This is a genomic window from Microbulbifer regidiadema (SeqCode) (genome assembly GCF_052467605.1).
The window spans coordinates 3,657,652-3,678,703 of record NZ_CP174316.1 but is presented as its reverse complement, the minus strand read 5'-3'; the positions used below and the strand labels follow the sequence as shown (position 1 = coordinate 3,678,703).

Here is a 21,052-nt window from a genome sequence, read left to right as displayed (position 1 = left end):
CTCTAAATGGTTCTCTCCAGGAAAAATCCATACCCTGGAGAGAGCCCACTACTCACTCAACAGGGCACCAAAGCCTTAGCCACACGGGAATTGGTCTCCCGCCCTAACTGTTCAGAAATAAAGTTCCCAGCCTCTGCCAGCAACTGTAAATCCACACCGGTTTCAATACCCATACCATTGAGCATATAGAGTACATCCTCACTGGCAACATTGCCGGAAGCGCCACGGGCATAGGGGCAGCCGCCGAGGCCGGCTACGGCGGAATCCACTACTGCGACGCCCATTTGCAGGGCAGCATAGATATTAGCCAGTGCCTGACCGTAGGTATCGTGGAAGTGCACCGCGAGCTTTTCCACCGGTACGAGGGCCATCACCTGCTCCAGCATACGCTTGGCAGCTTCCGGGGTGCCGACACCGATAGTGTCGCCGAGAGAGATTTCGTAGCAACCCATTTCCAATAGAGCGGCACTGACTTCTGCCACTTTGGCCGGATCAATATCGCCTTCATAGGGGCAACCGAGTACGCAGGATACGTATCCGCGCACGGGTATGCCGTCTTGCTTGGCTTTTTCCACCAGTGGGCGGAAGCGCTCCAGACTCTCGGCGATACTGCAATTAATGTTTTTCTGGGTGAAGGCTTCTGAGGCCGCGCCGAATACGGCGACCTCATCGGCTTTGGCTGCCACTGCGCGCTCATAGCCTTTTAAGTTTGGCGTGAGCGCACTGTAGATAACACCGTCTTTGCGCTGGATACCCGCCAGCACTTCCTCGCTGGCGGCCATTTGCGGTACCCATTTGGGGCTGACAAAACTGCCGGCTTCAATCACCGACAGCCCACTGGCGCTGAGCTTATCCACCAGGGCGATACGGGTTTCCACAGAGATAGGCTGCTTTTCATTTTGCAGGCCATCGCGGGGCCCAACTTCGACAATTTTAACTTGCTTGGGCAAAGTCATTACTGCTCCTCCCCGGCGAAATCCACCAGCAGGCTACCGCCATCCACCAGTTCGCCTTCGGCGCAGAAGAACTGCTGCACGGTGCCGGCGGCTGGAGCGCGCAGGGTGTGTTCCATTTTCATGGCTTCCATCACCAGCAGCGGCTGGTCTTTTTCCACCGTCGAACCGGGCGCTACCAACAGGGAAATAATGGTGCCGTTCATGGGGGCATCGAGGCCGTGGGCCTGGTCATTGCTCTCGCCGATATCCGGTGGCAGCAACTTAAATTCCACCTGGGTGCCATCGATAAATACGGCACCGCCGTCGCGGGTATCCACGCTGGAAAAGCTCATACGACGGCCATTCACCAGGATAAAATCGCGGCCCGGCAGCAGGCGAATCTCGCCGCTATTTTCCCCCTCAGGCAGGGCAGCGCAAGTCCAGCGCAGGCCGTCGCCCTCACTGACAAAGCGGATTTGCGCGTGCTGGCCACGATAGTCGACGGTCTGGGCGCGACTACCGGCCAGGGCATTGCGCCAGTTATCGCCGCAGTGCCAGGGGGAGAAGGGGTCCCGCTGCGGGGCGCTATTGCGCAGATCGCGCTCTTCACGCTGCTGTAAATATCCGGCAATGGCGGCGCACTTCAGTGGTGTCAGCGTCTGCTCCTGATGCAGCACTTCCGCTTCATAATCCTCGATAAAGTGGGTCGAAATACAACCGCTGGCAAAGGCCTGGTGATTGATCACCCGGCGCAGGAATTCGATATTGTGGCGCACGCCGGCGATCTGATAATCGCGCAGTGCGCGGTCCAGTTTGGCCAGGGCCTCTTTGCGGGTGCGGCCGTGGCAGATTAGCTTGGCGATCATCGGGTCGTAATGCACGCTGATTTCATCGCCACTCTGCACGCCGGTATCCACCCGCACGCCCTCGCCTTCCACCGGGGGCTGGTGGCGCACCAATACGCCCGTTGCCGGCAGGAAATCATTATCCGGGTCTTCGGCGTAGATACGCACTTCCATGGCGTGACCGTTGATGTGCAGCTCATCCTGGCTCATGGGCAGGGGCTCGCCAGCGGCAACGGCCAGCTGCCAGGCCACCAGGTCCTGACCGGAAATCATTTCTGTAACCGGGTGCTCCACCTGCAAACGCGTATTCATTTCCATAAAGTAGAAGGCACCGCTGGCATCCAGCAGGAATTCCACTGTGCCGGCTCCCACATAGCCGATGGCGTGGGCCGCGCGCAGGGCCGCTTCGCCCATACGCGCGCGCAGCTCCGGGGTCATACCCGGCGCAGGCGCTTCTTCCACCACTTTTTGGTGGCGGCGCTGTACCGAGCAGTCCCGCTCAAACAGGTAGACGCCGTTGCCCTGTTGATCACAAAACACCTGGATTTCCACATGGCGGGGACTCACCACATAGCGCTCCAGCAACATAATATCGTCGCCAAAGGCATTCATGGCTTCGCGCTTGGCCGCAGACAGTGCCGGCTGGAATTCAGCGGCGCTGTCGACGCGACGCATGCCCTTACCGCCGCCGCCGGCAGCGGCCTTCAGCAGTACCGGGTAACCGATGCGATTGGCGTGGCCCTCCAGCAGATCTTCATTTTGGTTGGTGCCGTGGTAACCGGGCACCAGGGGCACATTGGCCTCCTCCATAATGCGCTTGGCGGCGGACTTGGAACCCATCGCCTCGATTGCACCGGTGGGCGGGCCGACAAAAATAATGCCGGCGCTATCGCAGGCGCGGCAAAACTCGGCATTTTCCGACAGGAAGCCGTAACCGGGGTGGATGGCATCGGCACCGGTCTGCTTGGCAGCGCCAAGAACCTTGTCGATATCCAGGTAGGAGTCCCTGGCCGGGGCCGGGCCCAGGTATACCGCTTCGTCTGCTATCTGCACGTGCAGGGCGTCGGCATCCGCATCGGAATAGACAGCAACAGTGGCCACCCCCAAGCGGCGCGCGGTCTTGATAATACGGCAGGCAATTTCACCGCGATTGGCTATTAACAGTTTGCGAATCATAAAAATTATCCTTCGCTACCATTCATCCATTTGGGCACACGCTTTTCCAAAAACGCGCTCAACCCTTCCTGTCCCTCCGGCGATACGCGCACGGCGGCGATCAGCGCACTGGTCTGCCCCTGTAAATCGTCGTTGATTACCCGGTTGGACATGGACATGGCCAGCTGCTTGGCCATGGCGACTGCTTTAGGGCCATTGTCGGCAATGGCATTCACTAATTTCTGTACATGCAGGTCCAGATCAGCCTCGGCACAGACTTCGGATACCAAACCGATCTGTTCCGCGCGTGCGGCGGAGAAGCGCTCCGCAGTGACAAAGTAACGGCGCGCGTGGCGGGTGCCGATCGCATTGATGACATAGGGGCTGATGGTGGCGGGCAGCAAGCCGATTTTGACTTCAGACAAACAGAAGCTGGCGCGCTCAGACGCCACCGCCATATCGCAGCAGCTCACCAGGCCCACGGCGCCGCCAAATGCGGCACCCTGCACCCGCGCGATGGTGGGGGCGGGGAAGGTGTCGAGCTTGTACAGCATGGCGGCCAGCGCGGCGGCGTCGCGGCGGTTTTCCTCTTCTGAATAAGTCGCCATGCGCTTCATCCAGTTGAGGTCGGCTCCGGCAGAAAAGCTCTTGCCATTGGAAGCCAGCACCAGCACACGCACGGCGGGGTTTTGCCCCAGGGTGTCAAAGGTGGTGGCCAGCTTGTGAATCAGTTCATCATCGAAAGCGTTGTGGATTTCCGGCCGGTTCAGGGTGACCGTGGCCACGCCCTCGCTATCCACTTCGCACAGCAATTTATCGCTCATTGTAATTCCTCGATTGGGGCGTTTCTCGATAGCGGCACCGGGGCAATCCAGCGGTGCCGCAACCACGGTTGCTTACATGCGGAACACGCCGAACTGGGTCTCTTGCGGCTCCTTGTGGCTGGCCGCCGCCAGACACAGGCCGAGCACGCGGCGGGTATCCGCCGGGTCGATAACGCCGTCATCCCACAGGCGCGCGGAGGCGTAATAGGGGTGCCCCTGGTGCTCGTAGTTATCCACAATCGGCTGTTTAAACTGGCGCTCTTCCTCCTCGCTCCAGGATTCTCCCCGCGCTGCCATCTGATCGCGCTTCACCTGGGCCAATACGCCAGCAGCCTGTTCCCCTCCCATAACCGAGATGCGCGCATTGGGCCACATAAACAGGAAGTTGGGATCGTAGGCGCGGCCACACATACCGTAGTTACCGGCGCCGAAGGAGCCGCCGATAAGAATGGTAATTTTGGGCACTTTCGCGGTAGCTACTGCGGTCACCATCTTGGCGCCGTGTTTGGCAATACCGCCCGCCTCGTACTGTTTACCCACCATAAAGCCGGTGATATTTTGCAGGAATACCAGTGGAATCTTGCGCTGCGCGCACAGCTCAATAAAGTGCGCGCCCTTCTGTGCGCTCTCCGCAAACAAGATGCCGTTGTTGGCAACAATTCCTACCGGGTAGCCCTGGATACGGGCAAAACCGGTGACCAGGGTAGTGCCGTACAGCGCTTTAAATTCATCGAACTCGGAGCCGTCCACAACCCGCGCGATAATCTCGCGCACATCAAATGGCTGGCGTGAATCTTTGGGCACCACACCGTAAATATCTTCCGGTGGATAAATCGGCTCCACCGGCTTTTGGATATCCAGGCCGGGGTTTTTAATACGGTTCAGGCGCGCCACCGAGCGGCGCGCCAATTGCAGGGCGTGTACGTCGTTATTGGCGTAGTGATCGGAAACCCCGGAAGTGCGGCAGTGCACCTCGGCACCGCCAAGTTCCTCGGCGGAAACCTCTTCACCAGTGGCCGCTTTTACCAGGGGCGGACCCGCCAGGAAGATGGTGGCCTGCTCTTTCACCATAATGGATTCGTCTGCCATCGCCGGTACATAGGCGCCGCCGGCGGTACAGCTGCCCATAACCACTGCGATCTGTGGAATATTCTGAGCAGACAGATTGGCCTGATTGAAGAAGATACGACCGAAGTGCTCGCGATCCGGGAAGACGTCGTCCTGGCGCGGCAGGTTGGCACCACCGGAATCCACCAGGTAAATACACGGCAGGTTGTTCTGCTCGGCGATGGTCTGCGCGCGCAGGTGTTTTTTTACCGTGAGCGGGTAATAGGTGCCGCCCTTTACCGTGGCATCGTTGGCGACAATGACACAGGGCTGACCGGAGACGGTGCCGATGCCGGTAATAATACCCGCAGCCGGAACATCCTCACCGTAAACCTCGTGGGCGGCCAGCTGGGAAAACTCCATAAACGGGCTGCCCGGATCGAGCAGCGCATCGATACGGTCCCGGGGCAATAATTTTCCTCGCGCCAGGTGTTTTTCCCGTGCGCGCTCGCCGCCGCCCTGGGCGATGGCTTCCACTTTTTCACGCAGGTCTGCCACCAGCGCCTGCATCTGCTCGCGATTTTCGCCAAAGGCGGCGTCGCGCGTATTTATTTTGCTCTGCAACTGATTCATAAAGTCTGATTCACTTTCCCGGAGAAAAGACCTCCACAGGGTGCAGCTTATCGCCGCAGTGCCCGGCTGGAGACAGCTGCCACCGACAGGTGCCGGCGGCGAGAAGAAATACCCTGCCTTAGCGGGTCTCTTTAAACAGCTCGCGACCGATCAGCATACGGCGCACTTCGGAAGTGCCCGCGCCGATTTCGTAGAGCTTGGCATCGCGCAACAGGCGACCGGTGGCGTACTCGTTGATATAGCCATTGCCGCCCAGTGTCTGGATCGCCTGCAAGGCCATCTGGGTTGCGCGCTCCGCAGTAAACAGGATTACGGCGGCGGCGTCCTTGCGCGAGTCCTCACCGCGATCACAAGCTCGCGCCACGGCGTAGAGATAGGCGCGGCTGGCATTCAGGTCGGCGTACATATCGGCGATCTTGCCCTGCATCAGCTGGAATTCACCGATGGCCTTGCCGAACTGCTTGCGCTCGTGAATATAGGGCACCACCACGTCCAGGCAGGCCTGCATAATACCGACGGGGCCGCCGGACAGAATGGTGCGCTCGTAGTCGAGCCCGCTCATCAAAACACGCACGCCGCCGTTCAGTTCACCGAGGATATTTTCTTCCGGTACTTCGCAGTCTTCGAACACCAGCTCACAGGTGTTGGAACCGCGCATACCCAGCTTGTCGAGTTTCTGCGCCTGGGAGAAGCCGGCAAAACCGCGCTCAACGATAAATGCGGTAATACCGCCGGAGCTGATGCCCGGCTCGGTGCGCGCGTAGATCACATAGGTATCGGCGTCGGGGCCGTTGGTGATCCACATTTTATTGCCGTTCAGAATAAAGCGGTCGCCGCGCTTTTCCGCACGCAGTTGCAGGCTCACCACATCGGAACCGGAGTTGGGTTCGCTCATCGCCAGTGCGCCCACGTGTTCACCGGAACACAGCTTGGGCAGGTACTTGAGCTTCTGCTCGCGGGTACCGTTTTTGCGAAGCTGGTTGACGCACAGGTTGGAGTGGGCCCCGTAGGACAGGCCCACAGAGGCGGAGGCGCGGGAGATTTCTTCCATGGCTACAGCGTGCGCCAGGTAACCCATATTGGAGCCGCCGAACTCCTCTTCCACGGTCATGCCCAGCAGGCCCAGTTCGCCGAACTTTTTCCACATATCGGCGGGGAACAGGTTGTCTTCGTCGATCTGCGCCGCGCGCGGCGCCAGCTCCGCCTGACAGAACTTGTAGACCATGTCACGGAGCATATCGATGTCTTCACCGAGGCCGAAATTCAGGGTGGGGTAGGAGGTGTTCATAACGGCTCCACTGATATTTAAAGTGTCTTTAATTCAAATAACCGCCTTGGCGGCTGTTCAATACCACAAGGGACCACTGCGCACTCGGTGCACAGTGTCGAATCTGTTCAGGCGCTGCTGTCGTCACCACTTTGCGCCAGGGACTCTCGGGCCCTGGACTCGGCTTCGTCCAGCTCTTCCATCAGGCTCTCGATATCCCGCAGCTGCTGCTGCAACTGCAAGCGCTTTTGCGCGATGCGCTCCAGCAGGCGGTGCAACTGCTCCACATTGCCGTGGGCCGGATCGTACATATCGATAATTTCGCGGCTCTCATCCAGGGAGAATCCCAGCCGCTTACCGCGCAGGATCAGCTTCAGGCGCACTCGCTCTTCGGGGCTGTAGACCCGAGTCTGGCCGCGCCGCTCCGGCTTGAGCAGGCCCTTGTCCTCATAGAAACGGATGGCGCGGGTGGTGATATCAAATTCCCGCGCCAGCTGGGAAATGCTGTAACTATGGGGCTCCGGTTGACTGGCTTCTGCTTTCATAACGACGTCCTCAAGATGGCCTCAAGCCTAGCAAGAGTTTACGTTAACGTAAACGTAAAGCAGACGCCAAAAAGGGACCCCGGATCATTTTCAGTCACTTAAATTGAGAACCGCTCTGTAAGCCAGAGGCATCCCGGAGTTGTTCAGGCTCCCCTTAACCCACCGGGGTTCTGTGGGGGGTGGCCTCAGCGCCGAGCAGCTGTTGCAACTGATTGTTGAGAAGTTTTTGGTAGGAAGGGCTCAGGCCGGTCACTTCCAGTGCCCAGCCGGCGCCATGGTGTTCGATACGCCCCATCAGGGAACTGTCTTCCAGCAGCTCCGGGTGTAAAAACAGGCCGCGAGATTGATTGAGCAGCTGATCGGCGCAGAAATCCGGGTTCTGCGGCTGGGATGGAACCACCGCCAGAGCCAGCTTCAAACCGGTAGTACGGCTGACGCTCTGCATCTCCCGCAGCAGTAAACCGCAGCACACTGCGCGAAAAGCCGCATCGGTACCGGAAAAATCCAGGCCAACTTGCGGCCCCGGGCAATTCAGCGGGCTGGCACCGTAGATACGCTGCAACCGGCGCATGCGCCCATCCAGCTGCCGCTGCAACCCCTCCAGGGCACTGCGGCTCAGTTGATTGCCCAGTTGCGTCCAATTGAGAGGGCGCAAATAGAGCCCGACACTGGACTCGACAATCTCGGTATCGGTGTCCGCTTCATCCGATTCGGGTGCCTGTGCCGGCAGCTTGTGTCCCCTGGACAAACTGCCGCTGAGCAGGGCCGCGGCCGCACTAAACGGCAGGGCAAAAACCAGGGTCAGCAACAGGCTGGCCCAGGGAAAGGTAATGGCGTTTCCGGGCACAAATGCCACGGTGATATTGCCGGCGATACTATCGTGTAGAACCACGGGCTCGGTAATCGTCTCGCCCCCTTTCAGGTCCCCCACTTCGGCCAGGGAATTCGATTCCACATCCTCAATTAAAATGCCGGCAACCATGGGCAACTCCAGCAGTTGGCGGGCGATCAACTGCAAACTGATGCGGTCCCCGCTCACAATACTCTCCAGGCTCTGCCCGGCGAGGATAGTCGCCGCAGCCTTTGCCGCAACTCTGTCCCGCTCTATGGCAGCGCTGTGCTGCTGACCATAAAAATGCCCCAGCGCCGCTGCACAGAATATTGCCAGTGTGCCCCAGATAGTCACAGCCAGTAATCGCTGGCGAGCGCGCTTGGACAGCTGGGTAAGCTGAGCCGGTATATTGCGAAAAGTAGATACAATGGAAGCTGACATAAACTGAGGCAGATATTTTGTGTATTGTTTTTTTACGCTTGCCCCAGCTATTTCGGAGCAGCGAGTATTTTAGCGGCAGGCACCAAAGTTGTGCACCGCCAATTAACTCCTGAGCGATTGGTAAAGCAGTCAGCGAAATAGTTCAACCGAACCCAACCAATTCGAAAAAAAATCTTATCCCCCGGCCCTATTAAAAAACGATAAGCGGCCGACATTGAAATTAAGCCTCGGCAATTTTAGCGAAGAATCTCACAAGAGCTATAATGCGCCGAACATTTTATACAAACGGGACAGCGCTTATGGGTGATCGAATAAATTCACAAGAATTCCACCTCTCCCTGGAACAGATTGCCCAGGCTTCGGGCAGCGGCACGGTGCGCTATCTGAACTACCGCGATGGGATCGCCCGAGTCGGGCTGGAATATTCTGGCACAGCCCCCTTCCCCGCTGAAAGTACCGACTTTACCCCAGCCCCCGAAGCACCGGATACACTTGAAGCCATCTGGTGTGTCACCCTACTGAGCCGCTCGGTCTCCCTATCCCAACTGCAATACCTCCTGCAATTTTTTCACGAACAACAGTGGAGTCTATTCGCCGCTGATACTTTGGCCCAGAGACACGATCGCACCGTTATTCGCTGCCAAATTGATGGGGATCTCGATTTCGACAGCGCGCGTCTGGCCTGCCTGGGGGTGGCCGATGAACTGGGGGTAGACTTGACCATCCAGGCCTCTGTTACCCAGAGGGTGCCGAAGCTGGCCGGCTTCGATATGGACTCAACCCTGATCGATGCAGAGGTGATCGACGAGCTGGCCAAAATTACCGGTATCGGGGATCAAGTCGCCGCGATTACCGGCGCCGCCATGGCCGGCAATATCGACTTTTGCGAGAGTTTCAAGCGGCGCATGGCCCTGCTGAAAGGTTTTTCCGAGCAGCGCTTGGCGGAAATTGCCGGAAAATTGCCGTTAAAAGAGGGCGCCTATGAGCTATTGAGCGCGCTGCGCGCCCTGGGCTGCAAAACGGCACTGCTGTCCGGCGGCTTTACCTACTTCGCCGAATTTCTACAGCGCGAGCGCCTGCCCCTGGATTACACCCACGCCAACGAGCTGACATTTGCCGAGGGTGCCCTCACCGGTGAAGTGGTGGAGCCCATTGTCGATGGCGAGCGCAAACGCAAGTTACTACAGGAAATCGCCGAGGAGTTAGGACTGGGGTTGGAGCGCGTGGTGGCCATGGGAGACGGCGCCAACGATATTCCCATGTTGAATTTGGGCGAGCTGGGTATCGCGATTCACCCCAAGCCCAAGGTGAGACTACAGGCGCCCCAGGCCATCAATCTATTTGGACTGGATGCCGCCCTCTACCTGTTTGGACTCAACGATCGGCAAATCGCTAAGCTCGGGGTATAACCCGACTTAGCATTTACAGCATCGCGTGAGGAAAAGGAAAGCTCGGCCGCTTGTTGTTATCCGAGCAGGCGTTGGGGCCGGATTTCTGCCCACAGCTGGCAATAAAAAGTCCCAGGACAACCAATAGTAAAGCCCGTTTATACATAGGTGCCTCCTTTCCTGAGTAAAATCTCTGGGGCAGGAGAGTACGCAAAGGCAATCCGTTTGAACAGTCGTTTAATGATTTTAATGCCAAAAATCTGCGCTATTAACAACGCTACCGTACCAGTTCGCTGAGCGATAAAAACAAGCGAAAAAAATGCGCGACGAGGCAAACTTTAGTGTTCGCCAGAGTGCAGGGGAGAGAAAAACGAAAAGGGACACTGCCGCAATCCATGCATAGCGCAGGGGAATTGCGGCAGCGGGATAAAATAGCGATTAGCCCGCTTTTTTACCGTAGATCACCAGGCTGTTCACTTTCACGCTCAGCGGGTGATAGCCCACCTTGGCGCGCTCAAAAATACGTGCAGCCACGTCTTTTTTACCGGTCTCAACCATATTGCGGTACAGCGGGCGCAGGAACTTGTTGCGGCCGATGCTGGTGAGGAAGTGCTCCAGGCGCTCGAAGGCCGGCTCGTAGTCGTTGCGCACAGCGATCATCAGCCAGCTGAAGGCCACTTCGTTGTTGCGGGATTGGGTCAGGCCAAAGGCGCTGTCCAGTTCCTGCAACTGCGCTTCGCTCAGTTTCTCCGGCATACCGTCGAGGAAGTATTTCCACTGGTGGAAGGTCCAGCCCCGGGTATCGATATCCTTCGCCGCCAGCTCGCCGCCCAGCCACTGCTGGCGCACCGGGTCCAGCTTGCTGAAGGCATCGGACTGCGGATGCGGCGCACCCTCGGGGATACCCGGCTCGAAAATCCACTGCTGAATGCGCTCGCGATCCAGTTTATCGGCGTGCTCCAGCAGCAGGGTCTTGTCCAGGTACTTGACGAAGTCCTCGGTGGTGATGCTCTGGAAGGAGAAGTGGTTGAAGTACTCCATCAGGAAGCGGTCGAACGCCTCGCGGCCCACTTTTTGCTCCAGCTCGTACAGGAACAGGGAGCCTTTCTCGTAGGGGATATTGGAGAAGACTTCATCGGGATCCCGACCGCGCAGGTCGATGGCCATAATCTCATCGCGGGGCTCTTTATCGGCCAGGTCCGCTTGCAGATCGTCATAGCCCAGGGCCATTTCCATCTGGTAGCGCTCGTCACCGTAGACAAACTGCATAATGCGGTTGGTCAGGTAGGTGGTGAAACCTTCGTTCAGCCACAGGTCGCGCCAGCTGGCGTTGGTCACCAGGTTGCCGGACCAGGAGTGCGCCAGTTCGTGGGCGATCAGGGCCACCAGGCTCTTGTCGCCGGCAATCACCGTCGGGGTGATAAAGCTCAGGCGCGGGTTTTCCATACCGCCGAAGGGGAAGCTGGGCGGCAGGATCAGCAGGTCGTAGCGGTCCCAGTGGTAGGGGCCGTAGGCCTTCTCGGTCACTTCCAGCATGGACTCGGTATCGGCAAACTCCGCCGCCGCAGATTCCAGCATTGAGGGCTCGGCGTAGACACCGGTGCGCTCGCCCATAGGCTTAAATTGCAGGTCGCCGACCGCCAGGGCGATCAGGTAGGAGGGAATGCGCTGGGGCATTTCAAACTCATAGACGCCATCTTTGGCCGCCTGCGGGTCGTTGTTGGCACTCATCACCGCGCGCAGTTCTTTCGGGGTGCGCACGGTGGCGTTGTAAGTGATACGAACTTTGGGGGAGTCCTGTAGCGGAATAAAGCTGCGCGCGTGGATCGCCTGGGCCTGGGTAAACAGGAACGGGTGCTTCTTGCCCGCAGTCTGCTGCGGCTCCAGCCACTGCACACCCGAGGCGCCCGGCGCTGTGCGGTAGCGAATAGTGATGCTGTCGGCATCTTCCGGCAGCTCAATATTCAGCGGGGTGCCCAGGTGGCCGTCCTGCTCTCCCATGGAGAATTTTACCGGCGCGCCATTGGCGGAGACAGAGACCACTTCCAGCTCGCGGGTATCGAGCACCATCGGCAGGTTCTTGTCATTGAGGCGCTTGAAGTCCAGCTGGGCTTCACCTTCCAGAACCTTGCGGGAGAAGTCGACAGTCAGGTCCAGATCCAGGTGCTGTACCTGGTAGTCATTGCTGTTGGCGAAAGAGTGGTAGTCCACACCGGACTGCGGCGCCTTATCGACACCGGGCTTCTTTTCCATCACAGCGGACGCCTTCAGCGGCGCGCTGGCACTGTCTAATTCGGCCTTGGAAGGCTCCGACTTGGAACAGCCTCCGGCAACGGCAAGGCCGCCGACGATCAGACTGGTACACAGTAAACGGGGCAACATGGGTCTACTCCCTGAGTTCAGCTTGTCAATTTGCGCCACAGGATACCCGACCACGCGCCGATGAGAAACGACAGAGGCCTGCGCGCCCGTCGCCCACCGGCGCGCCAATCCCCCACAGCACCCCGAGCTACCGACGGTCATGCCGCGTTTTGTCAATAAACCAGATTAATGTCTCAGTTTCGGCGCCTTGGGGCGAATTTCATGACTAATAGCGGTACAGGCAGAAAAATTATGAGCGGGAATTAACACGTCGTTCACCTTCCAGATTCAGACTGCGGGTCCTTTATAACAAGCACATAAGGAGAACCCCATGTCTCTGTCCCGGAGGCGGTTTCTACAATTTTCCGGCGCCAGCCTGGCCGCCCTACCCCTTTTGAAGGCCTACGGCTCCGGCCAGGAGCCCTTCCAGCACGGCGTGGCCAGCGGTGACCCCCTGGCCGACCGCGTGATTCTCTGGACCCGCATCACCCCGTCCGCCGACCCGGAATTCCAGTCTATGCTGCCCTACACTTGGCAGATCGCCCTGGACCCGGAAATGGCCATGGTGGTCAACAGCGGCAGTGGCATCACCGGGCCTGAGGTGGACTACACCATCAAAGTGGATGCCGGCGGCCTGCAAGCGGGCACCAGCTACTACTACCGCTTCTATTCCAACGGCATCGACTCGCCGGTAGGCCGCACCCGCACCCTGCCCAGCGGCCATGTGGACAGGCTGCGCTTTGCCGTGACCAGCTGCTCCAACTACCCCATGGGTTACTTCAACGTCTACCGGGAGATCGCCCTGCGCGCAGACCTGGATGTGGTGCTGCACCTGGGCGACTATATCTACGAATACGGCCCCGGTGGCTACGGCACCGACACCGGCCTCGGCCGCGAGCCAATCCCCGCCAAGGAAATGGTGGATATCCAGGATTACCGCCAGCGCTACGCCCAGTACCGCTCCGACCCGGACTTGCAGGAGGTACACCGCCAGCACCCGTTTATCTGTGTCTGGGACGACCATGAAACCACGAATAACGCCTGGGCCGGCGGCGCCGAGAACCACAATATCGAAGAGGGTGAGGGCGACTGGTTTGTGCGCCGCTCGGTGGCCAACCAGGCCTACTTCGAGTGGATGCCGATCCGCGATAACGGCCTCTTCGATCTGTTTGGCGACAGGGCCATCTACCGCAGCTTCCGCTTCGGCAACCTGATGGACCTGATGATGCTGGATACCCGCATCGCCGCGCGCTCCGAGCAGGCCGACTGGTTCGATCAGCAGAGCGCCGATGACCCGGAGCGCAGTATTCTCGGTGCCGAGCAGGAGCAGTGGCTGCACAGCAGCCTGACCCAGTCCCAAGTGGACGGCGTGCGCTGGCGGATGCTGGGGCAACAGGTGATGATGGCGCAACTCAGCCTGGCGCGGGATTTATCCGTAAATATGGATCAGTGGGATGGCTACACCGCCTCCCGCGAGCGCCTGTTCGACCATATTGCCGACAATAATATCGACAACTTCGTGGTACTCACCGGAGATATCCACAGCTCCTGGGCCTGGGACCTGGCCAGCAATCCGTTCAGTATTTTGAAATACGGCCGCCTCACCGGTCGCGGCGCCCTCGGCGGCGAATTTATTACCCCCGGGGTCACCTCCAGCTTCCTGGACAAATCCCATCTGAGTGATATCGCCTCCATCGCTATGGATGGATTGATTCCGCACCTCAAGTGGGTGGAGATCACCCAGCGCGGCTACCTGCTAATGGATGTTTCCCACTCTCGCGCCAAGGCTCACTGGTATCACGTGGATACAGTCACCAGTCAGAATTACAACGCCAGCCTGGCGCGAATTTACCAGCAGGAAGCGGGGCAGAATCATATCCAGCGCGCCTGGACCGAGAGCACGGCCGGGGAGATTGTCCCAGCCCCGGCACCACAGTACGGCGCCCTGGCGCGCAATACCATTGCCGCCCTGCGCAGCCGCTACCACGTCTGATTTATCGGCATTAAAAAACCGCGCGATCGGCAGAGATGGCGCGGTTTTTTAAACGCTGGCGGAGAGGAGTTATTCGAGACTGAAGTCGAAGTTCATCTCTTCCGCCGGAGCCTGCACATAGTAGCCCTGAATATAGTCGGTACCGGTCTGCCACAGGGTCGGCAGCATGCTGGCCTGCTCGATATGGGGCACTATCACCTTGGTATTCGCCTCACCCAGGCGCTGTACCAGCCCCGCCAGGGAGTCACTGCTCTCACCCTCGTCCTGGACCTCGCGCACAAAGGAGGGGTCTATCTTGGCGATATCCACCTTTACATGCTCCAGCGCCTTGAACGGATTGAGGCCGGTGCCGAAGTGACACACGGAGACCCGGCAGCCCAGTTGCTGCACCTGGGTGGTGAAATCCCGGGCCGCGTGCAGGTTGCTGTTGATATCCTCCTGGCGCAGCTGGAAGATCACCGTTCCCGGCGCCACCTTGGCCGCCTTAAACGCCACCCCCAGCCAACCGGGCAAGCTGCTGTCCACCAGGGAGGCGGAGGTAATATGCAGCATCAGGGTAATATTCTTGCCCTCAGCCCGGGCCGCCGCTGCGGCCTTGATCGCGGTAATAATTACCCAGCGGTCCATTTTCGCCGACAGGCCCGCATCGCCGAGTTCTTGCAGGAAGGCCAGCGGCGCCAGCTCTTCCCTGTCGTCGAGCATGCGCACCAGCACTTCGTACAACTGCTCGCCGGTCCCCTGCAAGCTGAGGATCGGCTGGTACAGCAGTTTCAGGCTGCCGGCTTCCAGGGCCTGAACCACGCGGGCGCGGTGGTAGGTATCGGCATCGGCACCGCCGTCGGTGTCCGGTTCGTAAAGGGCAAAATTGCCGCCTTTCTTATCCGCTCCCAGGGCCTGCTTGTGCGCCGATAGCGCCTGATCCAACACCTGCTGCGCACCGCTGGAGGCCTCACTCATCAGAGACATACCGATAGAGGCGGTGATTTGCAGGGTTTTGCCATCCGCATCGAAGATGGTATCGGAAACCTTTTTCAGAATATCGCGGGCGCGCTGCTCAATGCTGTCCGGGGTGGTATTGGGGCTGAGCAGGCAGAAGGCGTCCTCGCTGTATCGCGCCAGGGTATCGCCACTGCGCTGGCAGGACTTGAGCAGTTCCGCCAATGCTTTTTGCAGGGCGTCGGCGCCGGCCACCCCCACAGCTTTCAACACCTCATCTTCAAAGCGGTCCACCTCGATCAGCATCAGACCACCGGTATTGTGGGAATCTGCGGCGGATTTGATACAGGAATCCAAAACCTGAAGGAAGTGCTGGCGATTGAACAGCCCGGTCAGCGGGTCGCGGTTTTTAATATCGCTGAGCTGTGCCTCCAACTGCTCCGTATCGCCTCTGCGGGAGGCGATACGCACCTGTAAACAGCGCTCATCGTCGTAAGTGGTGCTGAGCACTTCTGCGCGGGTGGGCAGGGACTCGCCGGAGGCGGTCTTGGCGGTAAACTGCCACTCCTTCGCCTCCAGCTCGTTATTGTCGATCGCGCAGCTTTTCAGAAACTCGCGCCCCGCCTCCTGTTCACTTTCCGCCAGCATATCGATCAGCGGCTGATATTCGATATCCTCGCCGGAGTCGTAGCCAAAGCGCTCGGCCAGAGAATCATTGGCGTAGACGATCAGGCCATCAGAGATATAAGCGATAGCATCTTTGGAACTATCGAGCAGCTCTTTGGCGCGCTGCAAAGTAGCGTGATAGCGGCGATCGTGCAGGCGCGCCTGGCGGCGGTTGGCCAGCGCCGCCAGCTCCCGCTGTATCACAAAGAGCAGGTGTTGGTCCTCATCCACCACCACCACATCGCGGGCCCCGAGCTTCAGCCCCTCCACCACCGGTTGGGCACCGCTGCGCTCGGTCAACATAATGACCGGGACATCCTTTTGCAGTTTGCTAATGGTGCGCAGTGCCACTGCGGGGGACACCTGGGTGCTGCTCTCGGCAGCAATCGCCAAATCCCAGGTTTTATCCTGTAGCAGGCGGTTAAATGCTGCCTCGCTGGCGACATGCTGTGCTCGGTTGGGACGGCCTGCGTTGTGCAGCATACTCACAAGGCGTTGGGCTTCCGATGGGGTATCGTGAATCAGGAGAAGTCGTATTGTGTCGTTGCTACTCATTATTTGCTCTATTTTTAAATGGCGGCACACAGCTACCGCTGGCGGTAATTTTAGGGGGCCTAGAGGCTGGCATACAAGAGTAGATCAAACTGGCACCTGTGACCTAAATCACACAAAACACCCAGTTAAAAGAGTCCACTTTTCTGCGCCCCCGCTCCGCTGACCGCTATTCAAATTTTTACGGCGTAATTACCTGCCCTTGGGATGGCCTGCCTGGGAAACCGATCGAGCGGGTAAATATATCGAGCATAGAGATAGAGCCGTTAGCATAGATCAATTTGCTGGGAGTTTACTTCTCCAACCCTGCGCTTTCCCCCGCCAGCCGGCTCGCTGCGCTGGGGAAATAAACATGCTCCGCCTCATTTCCCCGCGACTTCCGCTAATAGCCATTCCAGAGCTGCGAAAACCATCGTCATACATACAGCTCCATTTAAATTCTGAGACGGTTAATTAAATACGCCTTGTAGCGATAAAAAACTCAATTAGCACGCCAGTAAAAAGTGTTAACAGAGGCGCCAAGCAACCGCACCTAACAGTTTTGCTAGGTGACGCTCCCCACCCTCGAACTTAGTCTAACCGCCGGTATTTATGGCCGCTGGCCAGATGCAGGGAAGCCATTACTGGGGAATCCCCAGTGATCCGACTCACTTATCGAGCCGCCCCCGATTCCCTCAGCCAGCTCCACAGATTTTCAAACGTCACCAGGAAACCGACATGGAACAAGTTGAGAGCAAACGCCCTGCTACCCCGAAAAAAAACCGCAAAGCGACACAGGAAAAAGCTTCCCCATCCAGGCGCGAGCCCACCACACCGCTGGAGCCAGTACCGCCCGCCAACACCGCTCTTTTTCCCGCAACCACCGAAGTGCGCGACAGTCGCGAGCATGTACTCTGGTATGACTCCAATGTTCTCAAAACACTGGATGAGGAAACCCGCAAGGCGATTACCCAGCGTCTCGGCCAGGGGCGTTACAACGGTATTGTCCTCTACGCCGATAATTTTGATCTTTTAAACGAAGCCGCCTCCCCCAGATTACAGCGGGTCGTGCATTTGGAGGATATGGGCGAGTGGGAAAAATTTGCCCAGCGGTTGCAAGACAGCGCCGAGCAGGGAAAACCCGCAATCGTATCCAGCTACGAAGCCCAGGTACTGAGTGCCGCGAGCGAAACCGGCCTGCGCACCAGCCTGCGTATTCACGTAGACAATGCCGAGAGCCTGCACACCTCTTTCCACCAGGGCATGCACTACGACCATCTGATGGTGTCCTTCAAAGACCCCACCAATATCCCGCTGGAACTGGTCATTGCCGAACTGCACAAGACCAACACAGTACTGCTCAAAGAGGTGCACCAGGATGTAGACGATGCCGTCATCGCACTCGGCGTCCTCGAGCTTGGCAGTGACGGGGTCCTCGCCTCTTTCACCTCCATGGAACAGTTCGACCGTTTCGCCAACAAAATGGATGCGCAGACCTCGCCGAAAATAGATATCGAAGTGGGCGTTATTGACCGCATCACTCACCTGGGCCTGGGCTATCGAGCCTGTATCGACACCACCCATATGTTCAACCCGGATGAGGGCATCCTGGTGGGCTCGACCTCAACTGGCGGCATTCTCTGCTGTCCGGAGGTGTTCCACCTGCCGTATATGGAACTGCGTCCATTCCGTATCAACGCCGCCTCGGTACACAGCTATGTATTCCAAAGCAATGATCGCACCAGTTATATCAGCGAACTGCGCGCCGGCAGCCAACTGACCACAGTCAACGCCAAAGGGGAAACCCGCCAGGTTTACGTGGGGCGCACCAAAACAGAAATTCGCCCGCTGCTCCTGATTGAGGCCACCTTCCCGCAAAACCGCAAGGTGAACATCATCATGCAGGACGACTGGCATGTGCGCGTGTTCTCCGACAAGGCAACCCCGCTGAATGTCACCGAACTCAAGCCCGGCGATCGCGTACTGGGCTTCGGCACCGAACCCGGCCGCCACGTCGGTGTGAAAGTCGACGAACACATTATCGAACTCTGATTCCCCGCCCGGAGGCGCGCTGCGCCTCCGCCAAATCACCGACCGGATATACAAGGAGAGTGAAAGTGCACCAGGTACTCATCACCGGCGCAACCGGCTTTGTCGGCAGCGCACTGGCGGCAAACCTTTTAGCTCGCGGGGTTAAAGTCATCGCCCTATCCCGCAATGATCCAGACAGCATTCGCACAATCAATGCCGTACTCACCGCTGCACACGGCTGCCAGCTGGATGTGAGCGGCGCAGTTGAAAACCACCTGACAGTGATCGATACGGATTTCAGTGCGCTGGAAAATATTCTCACCGCAACCGATCTCAGTAGTGTGACCGAGGTGTGGCATGTAGCGGCGGAGATGAGCTACTCCCCCCATAAGCTGGAAAGCGCTATTAACACCAATGTGGGCAATACCGCGCGGCTCTACCAGAACGTTCAGCAACAGGCGCCCAAGTGCCGGCGCTTCTATTACGTCTCCACCGCCTATGTCGCGGGTATGGCCGGCGGTGAAGTGAAGGAAGAGCTGCACCCCTTCAGCCAGATGGTGAATACCTACCAGACCACCAAGTGGAGCGCGGAGCACTCCCTACACCTGCTGTCGCGGCGCAACCACCTGCCGATCACGATCTTCCGCCCCAGCGTAGTCGTGGGGCACCGCCATACCCACTGGGTACACCGTAACGGCTTTGGTTTTTACATGTTCCAGGACGCCATGTTGGCCGTGGCCGGCGCGGGCAACTGCGATCTCGCCGTCGACCTGCTGCCAGAGCCGCGTCTGGACCTGGTTTCCGTGGACCAGCTGTGCGCCGACGCCTGTTCACTAACCCTGCGCAGCGCAGATTCCGGAGAGTTCGAGGTATTCCACTGCTCCGGCGGCGTTGCAGTGCCGGCAGAAAAAATGGTGCAGATTTGGGCGGATGTCGCCGGAGTGAAGGCCCACCTGGGCAACCCCAGCACCTCGATCGAACAAAAATTTGATCGGGCCGTAAGGCTCAACCAGCGCTTTATGCGCATCGAGTGGCACTTCGACCGCTCCCGCCTGGATGCCGTTACCGGGCGCACTGAACCCGTTAAACCCCTATCTGCGCAAGAGGTCTGGGCGCTGTGCGCCTGGTATGCCGAAAAACCCACAGCCACCCAAACCAGTGCGGCCGAGAAGGCTGAAACTGCCGAAGTGATCTGAGGAGCTGACCATGGACAGTTTCACCGCCTCGACAACCGCCGCCGAAGTCACCGCCACGGCCCCCCAGCCCATCGATGCCATGGCCGAGTTCTTTGTTCACTTGGGTGAGCTGGCCAACGTCAACACCAACCAGATCCTGATCGTCAGCGGGCAAATCCAACCACAATTACTGGAGCAGAGTGTGCAGCGTGCGGCGGGGCAGATACCGCTGCTGCGCACCCGCCCCAAAGGTCAGCAGCTGCACGAAGTAGATACCGGCGCCCACCAATGGGTGCACTACCTGGAGTATGTGGGGGCCTGCGACTTCAACGATCCCGATTTCCGCCAGCTGCTGATGGATTTCAGCTCGGCGCACCGCCTGCAGTGGCGCGATCGCCCGCCCCTCCAGGTCTTGCTGGTCAATGGCGGCAAGGGGCACAACTCCTGCGTCTATCTGAGCAGTCATCACGGCGTCGCCGACGCCCGCAGTGACTGTCTGCTGCTGCGCGCGATCATCGACCACTACGCCCATATCAGCGGTGTCCCCGGTGCGCTTGCCCCCAGTCAGGCGCTGCCCTTCACACCGCTGCCGGAAATTCGCCCGGACTGGTTCCGCCCCCTAAAGCGCGGCTATCGCTGGCTGCAAGCATTTGCCAGTGTGGGGCTCGACCTGATGCGCAACGACAGCGGCATGCCGGTAAAACTACGCGGACAGCGCTGGGAGACTGCGGACACTCACCGGGAAATCGGCCAACTGGATTTTTTCCAGAGCCTGATGCCCAGAGCCCTGGAAGAGCGCCTGGCCAACACAGCCAAGTCCAATGGGGTCACCATAAACACCCTGCTGTGCAGCGCCCTGGCGCGACTGATGGAAACTTCAGGTCGGCACAAGTCCGGCTATTTGCGCATGACCTGTGCGGTGAGCCTGCGCCGGCTGATAGCCCCCCGCTACGACCGCAGCTTTCGCAACTATCTAATCCCCACCGGGATTCGCCTGCGCACCGGCCTGAGCACCCCGCTCCTACTGGAAAACATGCACAGCGCCATGGCTAAGGCGCGGGGCAGTGGCCGGGTCAGCACTGAAATCGCAAGGCTGGAAACCCTGCTGCCGATACTGCGACTGCGCCCCCTGCACGGCTTGGCGCGGCGCCTGCTGAATCGGGCCCTCGGCACCAATGCCTGTTACTCCAACCCGGGGCGGATCGAGGAGGACTTTTCTCACTTTGGTTCCGAGCAACACAAAACCCAGAGCTATGTGGGCTTCGGCTGCCTAGTGCCGCCCTACGACTTCATTCTCTATACCCCCACCGTCAACGGCCGGATGCAATTGGATCTGGTTTATCGCCGCTCGGCGTTTGCCGATATCCACGCAGAATTCGCAGCCCCCTTCCTCGGTGAGTTGCGCAAGCTGCTGGACGAGCTATCCCCCACTCACCGGAGTTGATGC

Annotated in this window: 15 protein-coding genes; 5 read left to right on the top strand and 10 right to left on the bottom strand. The window is 58.8% G+C overall.

The features are described from left to right. Positions 1-56: 56 nt before the first annotated feature. The 7 genes from ACJJIF_RS16620 to ACJJIF_RS16590 form a co-directional block, all read right to left on the bottom strand. Positions 57-956: a hydroxymethylglutaryl-CoA lyase gene (locus tag ACJJIF_RS16620; protein WP_444929439.1), complete on the bottom strand. Its 900-nt coding sequence runs from the start codon at positions 954-956 to the stop codon at positions 57-59. Beyond that, entirely contained in the window at positions 956-2,956 is a 2,001-nt protein-coding gene (locus tag ACJJIF_RS16615) for an acetyl/propionyl/methylcrotonyl-CoA carboxylase subunit alpha (protein WP_444929438.1), read from the bottom strand. The genes ACJJIF_RS16620 and ACJJIF_RS16615 overlap by 1 nt, the downstream gene beginning before the upstream one ends. A gap of 5 nt (positions 2,957-2,961) precedes the next feature. Continuing rightward, a complete protein-coding gene (locus ACJJIF_RS16610; RefSeq protein WP_444929437.1) occupies positions 2,962-3,759 on the bottom strand; it encodes an enoyl-CoA hydratase/isomerase family protein in 798 nt (265 codons plus the stop codon). Positions 3,760-3,831: 72 nt separating this feature from the next. Then, positions 3,832-5,439 (bottom strand): carboxyl transferase domain-containing protein, encoded by a 1,608-nt coding sequence (locus ACJJIF_RS16605; protein ID WP_444929436.1) that lies wholly within the window; start codon positions 5,437-5,439, stop codon positions 3,832-3,834. A gap of 118 nt (positions 5,440-5,557) precedes the next feature. After that, a complete protein-coding gene (locus tag ACJJIF_RS16600; protein ID WP_444929435.1) occupies positions 5,558-6,727 on the bottom strand; it encodes an isovaleryl-CoA dehydrogenase in 1,170 nt (389 codons plus the stop codon). Positions 6,728-6,834: 107 nt separating this feature from the next. Continuing rightward, positions 6,835-7,251, bottom strand: a complete 417-nt coding sequence (locus tag ACJJIF_RS16595; protein WP_444929434.1) for a MerR family transcriptional regulator — start codon at positions 7,249-7,251, stop codon at positions 6,835-6,837. A gap of 154 nt (positions 7,252-7,405) precedes the next feature. Beyond that, a complete protein-coding gene (locus ACJJIF_RS16590) occupies positions 7,406-8,524 on the bottom strand; it encodes a hypothetical protein (RefSeq protein WP_444929433.1) in 1,119 nt (372 codons plus the stop codon). Between the two features lie 299 nt (positions 8,525-8,823). Here ACJJIF_RS16590 and serB point away from each other — a divergent pair, with 299 nt between their 5' ends. Then, a complete protein-coding gene (gene serB, locus ACJJIF_RS16585; RefSeq protein WP_444929432.1) occupies positions 8,824-9,933 on the top strand; it encodes a phosphoserine phosphatase SerB in 1,110 nt (369 codons plus the stop codon). A 13-nt stretch (positions 9,934-9,946) separates the two neighbouring features. Here serB and ACJJIF_RS16580 read toward each other — a convergent pair whose 3' ends face one another. Both ACJJIF_RS16580 and ACJJIF_RS16575 read right to left on the bottom strand, forming a co-directional pair. Then, positions 9,947-10,078, bottom strand: a complete 132-nt coding sequence (locus tag ACJJIF_RS16580) for a hypothetical protein (RefSeq protein WP_444929431.1) — start codon at positions 10,076-10,078, stop codon at positions 9,947-9,949. Between the two features lie 272 nt (positions 10,079-10,350). Next, positions 10,351-12,294 carry a M1 family metallopeptidase gene (locus ACJJIF_RS16575; RefSeq protein WP_444929430.1) on the bottom strand — a complete coding sequence of 648 codons (1,944 nt, stop codon included), beginning with the start codon at positions 12,292-12,294 and terminating at the stop codon, positions 10,351-10,353. A gap of 310 nt (positions 12,295-12,604) precedes the next feature. Between ACJJIF_RS16575 and ACJJIF_RS16570 the strand changes: the two genes are divergently transcribed. After that, complete coding sequence (locus tag ACJJIF_RS16570; RefSeq protein WP_444929429.1) at positions 12,605-14,266, top strand: alkaline phosphatase D family protein; 1,662 nt, start codon at positions 12,605-12,607, stop codon at positions 14,264-14,266. Between the two features lie 69 nt (positions 14,267-14,335). On the opposite strand, the gene ACJJIF_RS16565 is transcribed toward ACJJIF_RS16570, so the two are convergent. Continuing rightward, entirely contained in the window at positions 14,336-16,423 is a 2,088-nt protein-coding gene (locus ACJJIF_RS16565) for an EAL domain-containing protein (RefSeq protein ID WP_444929428.1), read from the bottom strand. A gap of 714 nt (positions 16,424-17,137) precedes the next feature. Here ACJJIF_RS16565 and ACJJIF_RS16560 point away from each other — a divergent pair. From ACJJIF_RS16560 to ACJJIF_RS16550, 3 genes are all read left to right on the top strand, one after another. Further along, on the top strand, positions 17,138-18,451 hold the full coding sequence (locus tag ACJJIF_RS16560) for a 3-dehydroquinate synthase II domain-containing protein (protein ID WP_444929427.1): 1,314 nt from the start codon (positions 17,138-17,140) through the stop codon (positions 18,449-18,451). 65 nt (positions 18,452-18,516) lie between these two features. Further along, on the top strand, positions 18,517-19,626 hold the full coding sequence (locus ACJJIF_RS16555) for an SDR family oxidoreductase (protein WP_444929426.1): 1,110 nt from the start codon (positions 18,517-18,519) through the stop codon (positions 19,624-19,626). Between the two features lie 10 nt (positions 19,627-19,636). Continuing rightward, the gene (locus ACJJIF_RS16550; RefSeq protein ID WP_444929425.1) at positions 19,637-21,049 is read left to right on the top strand and encodes a hypothetical protein; all 1,413 of its coding nucleotides are present in this window, start codon (positions 19,637-19,639) and stop codon (positions 21,047-21,049) included. The last annotated feature ends 3 nt before the right edge of the window (positions 21,050-21,052 follow it).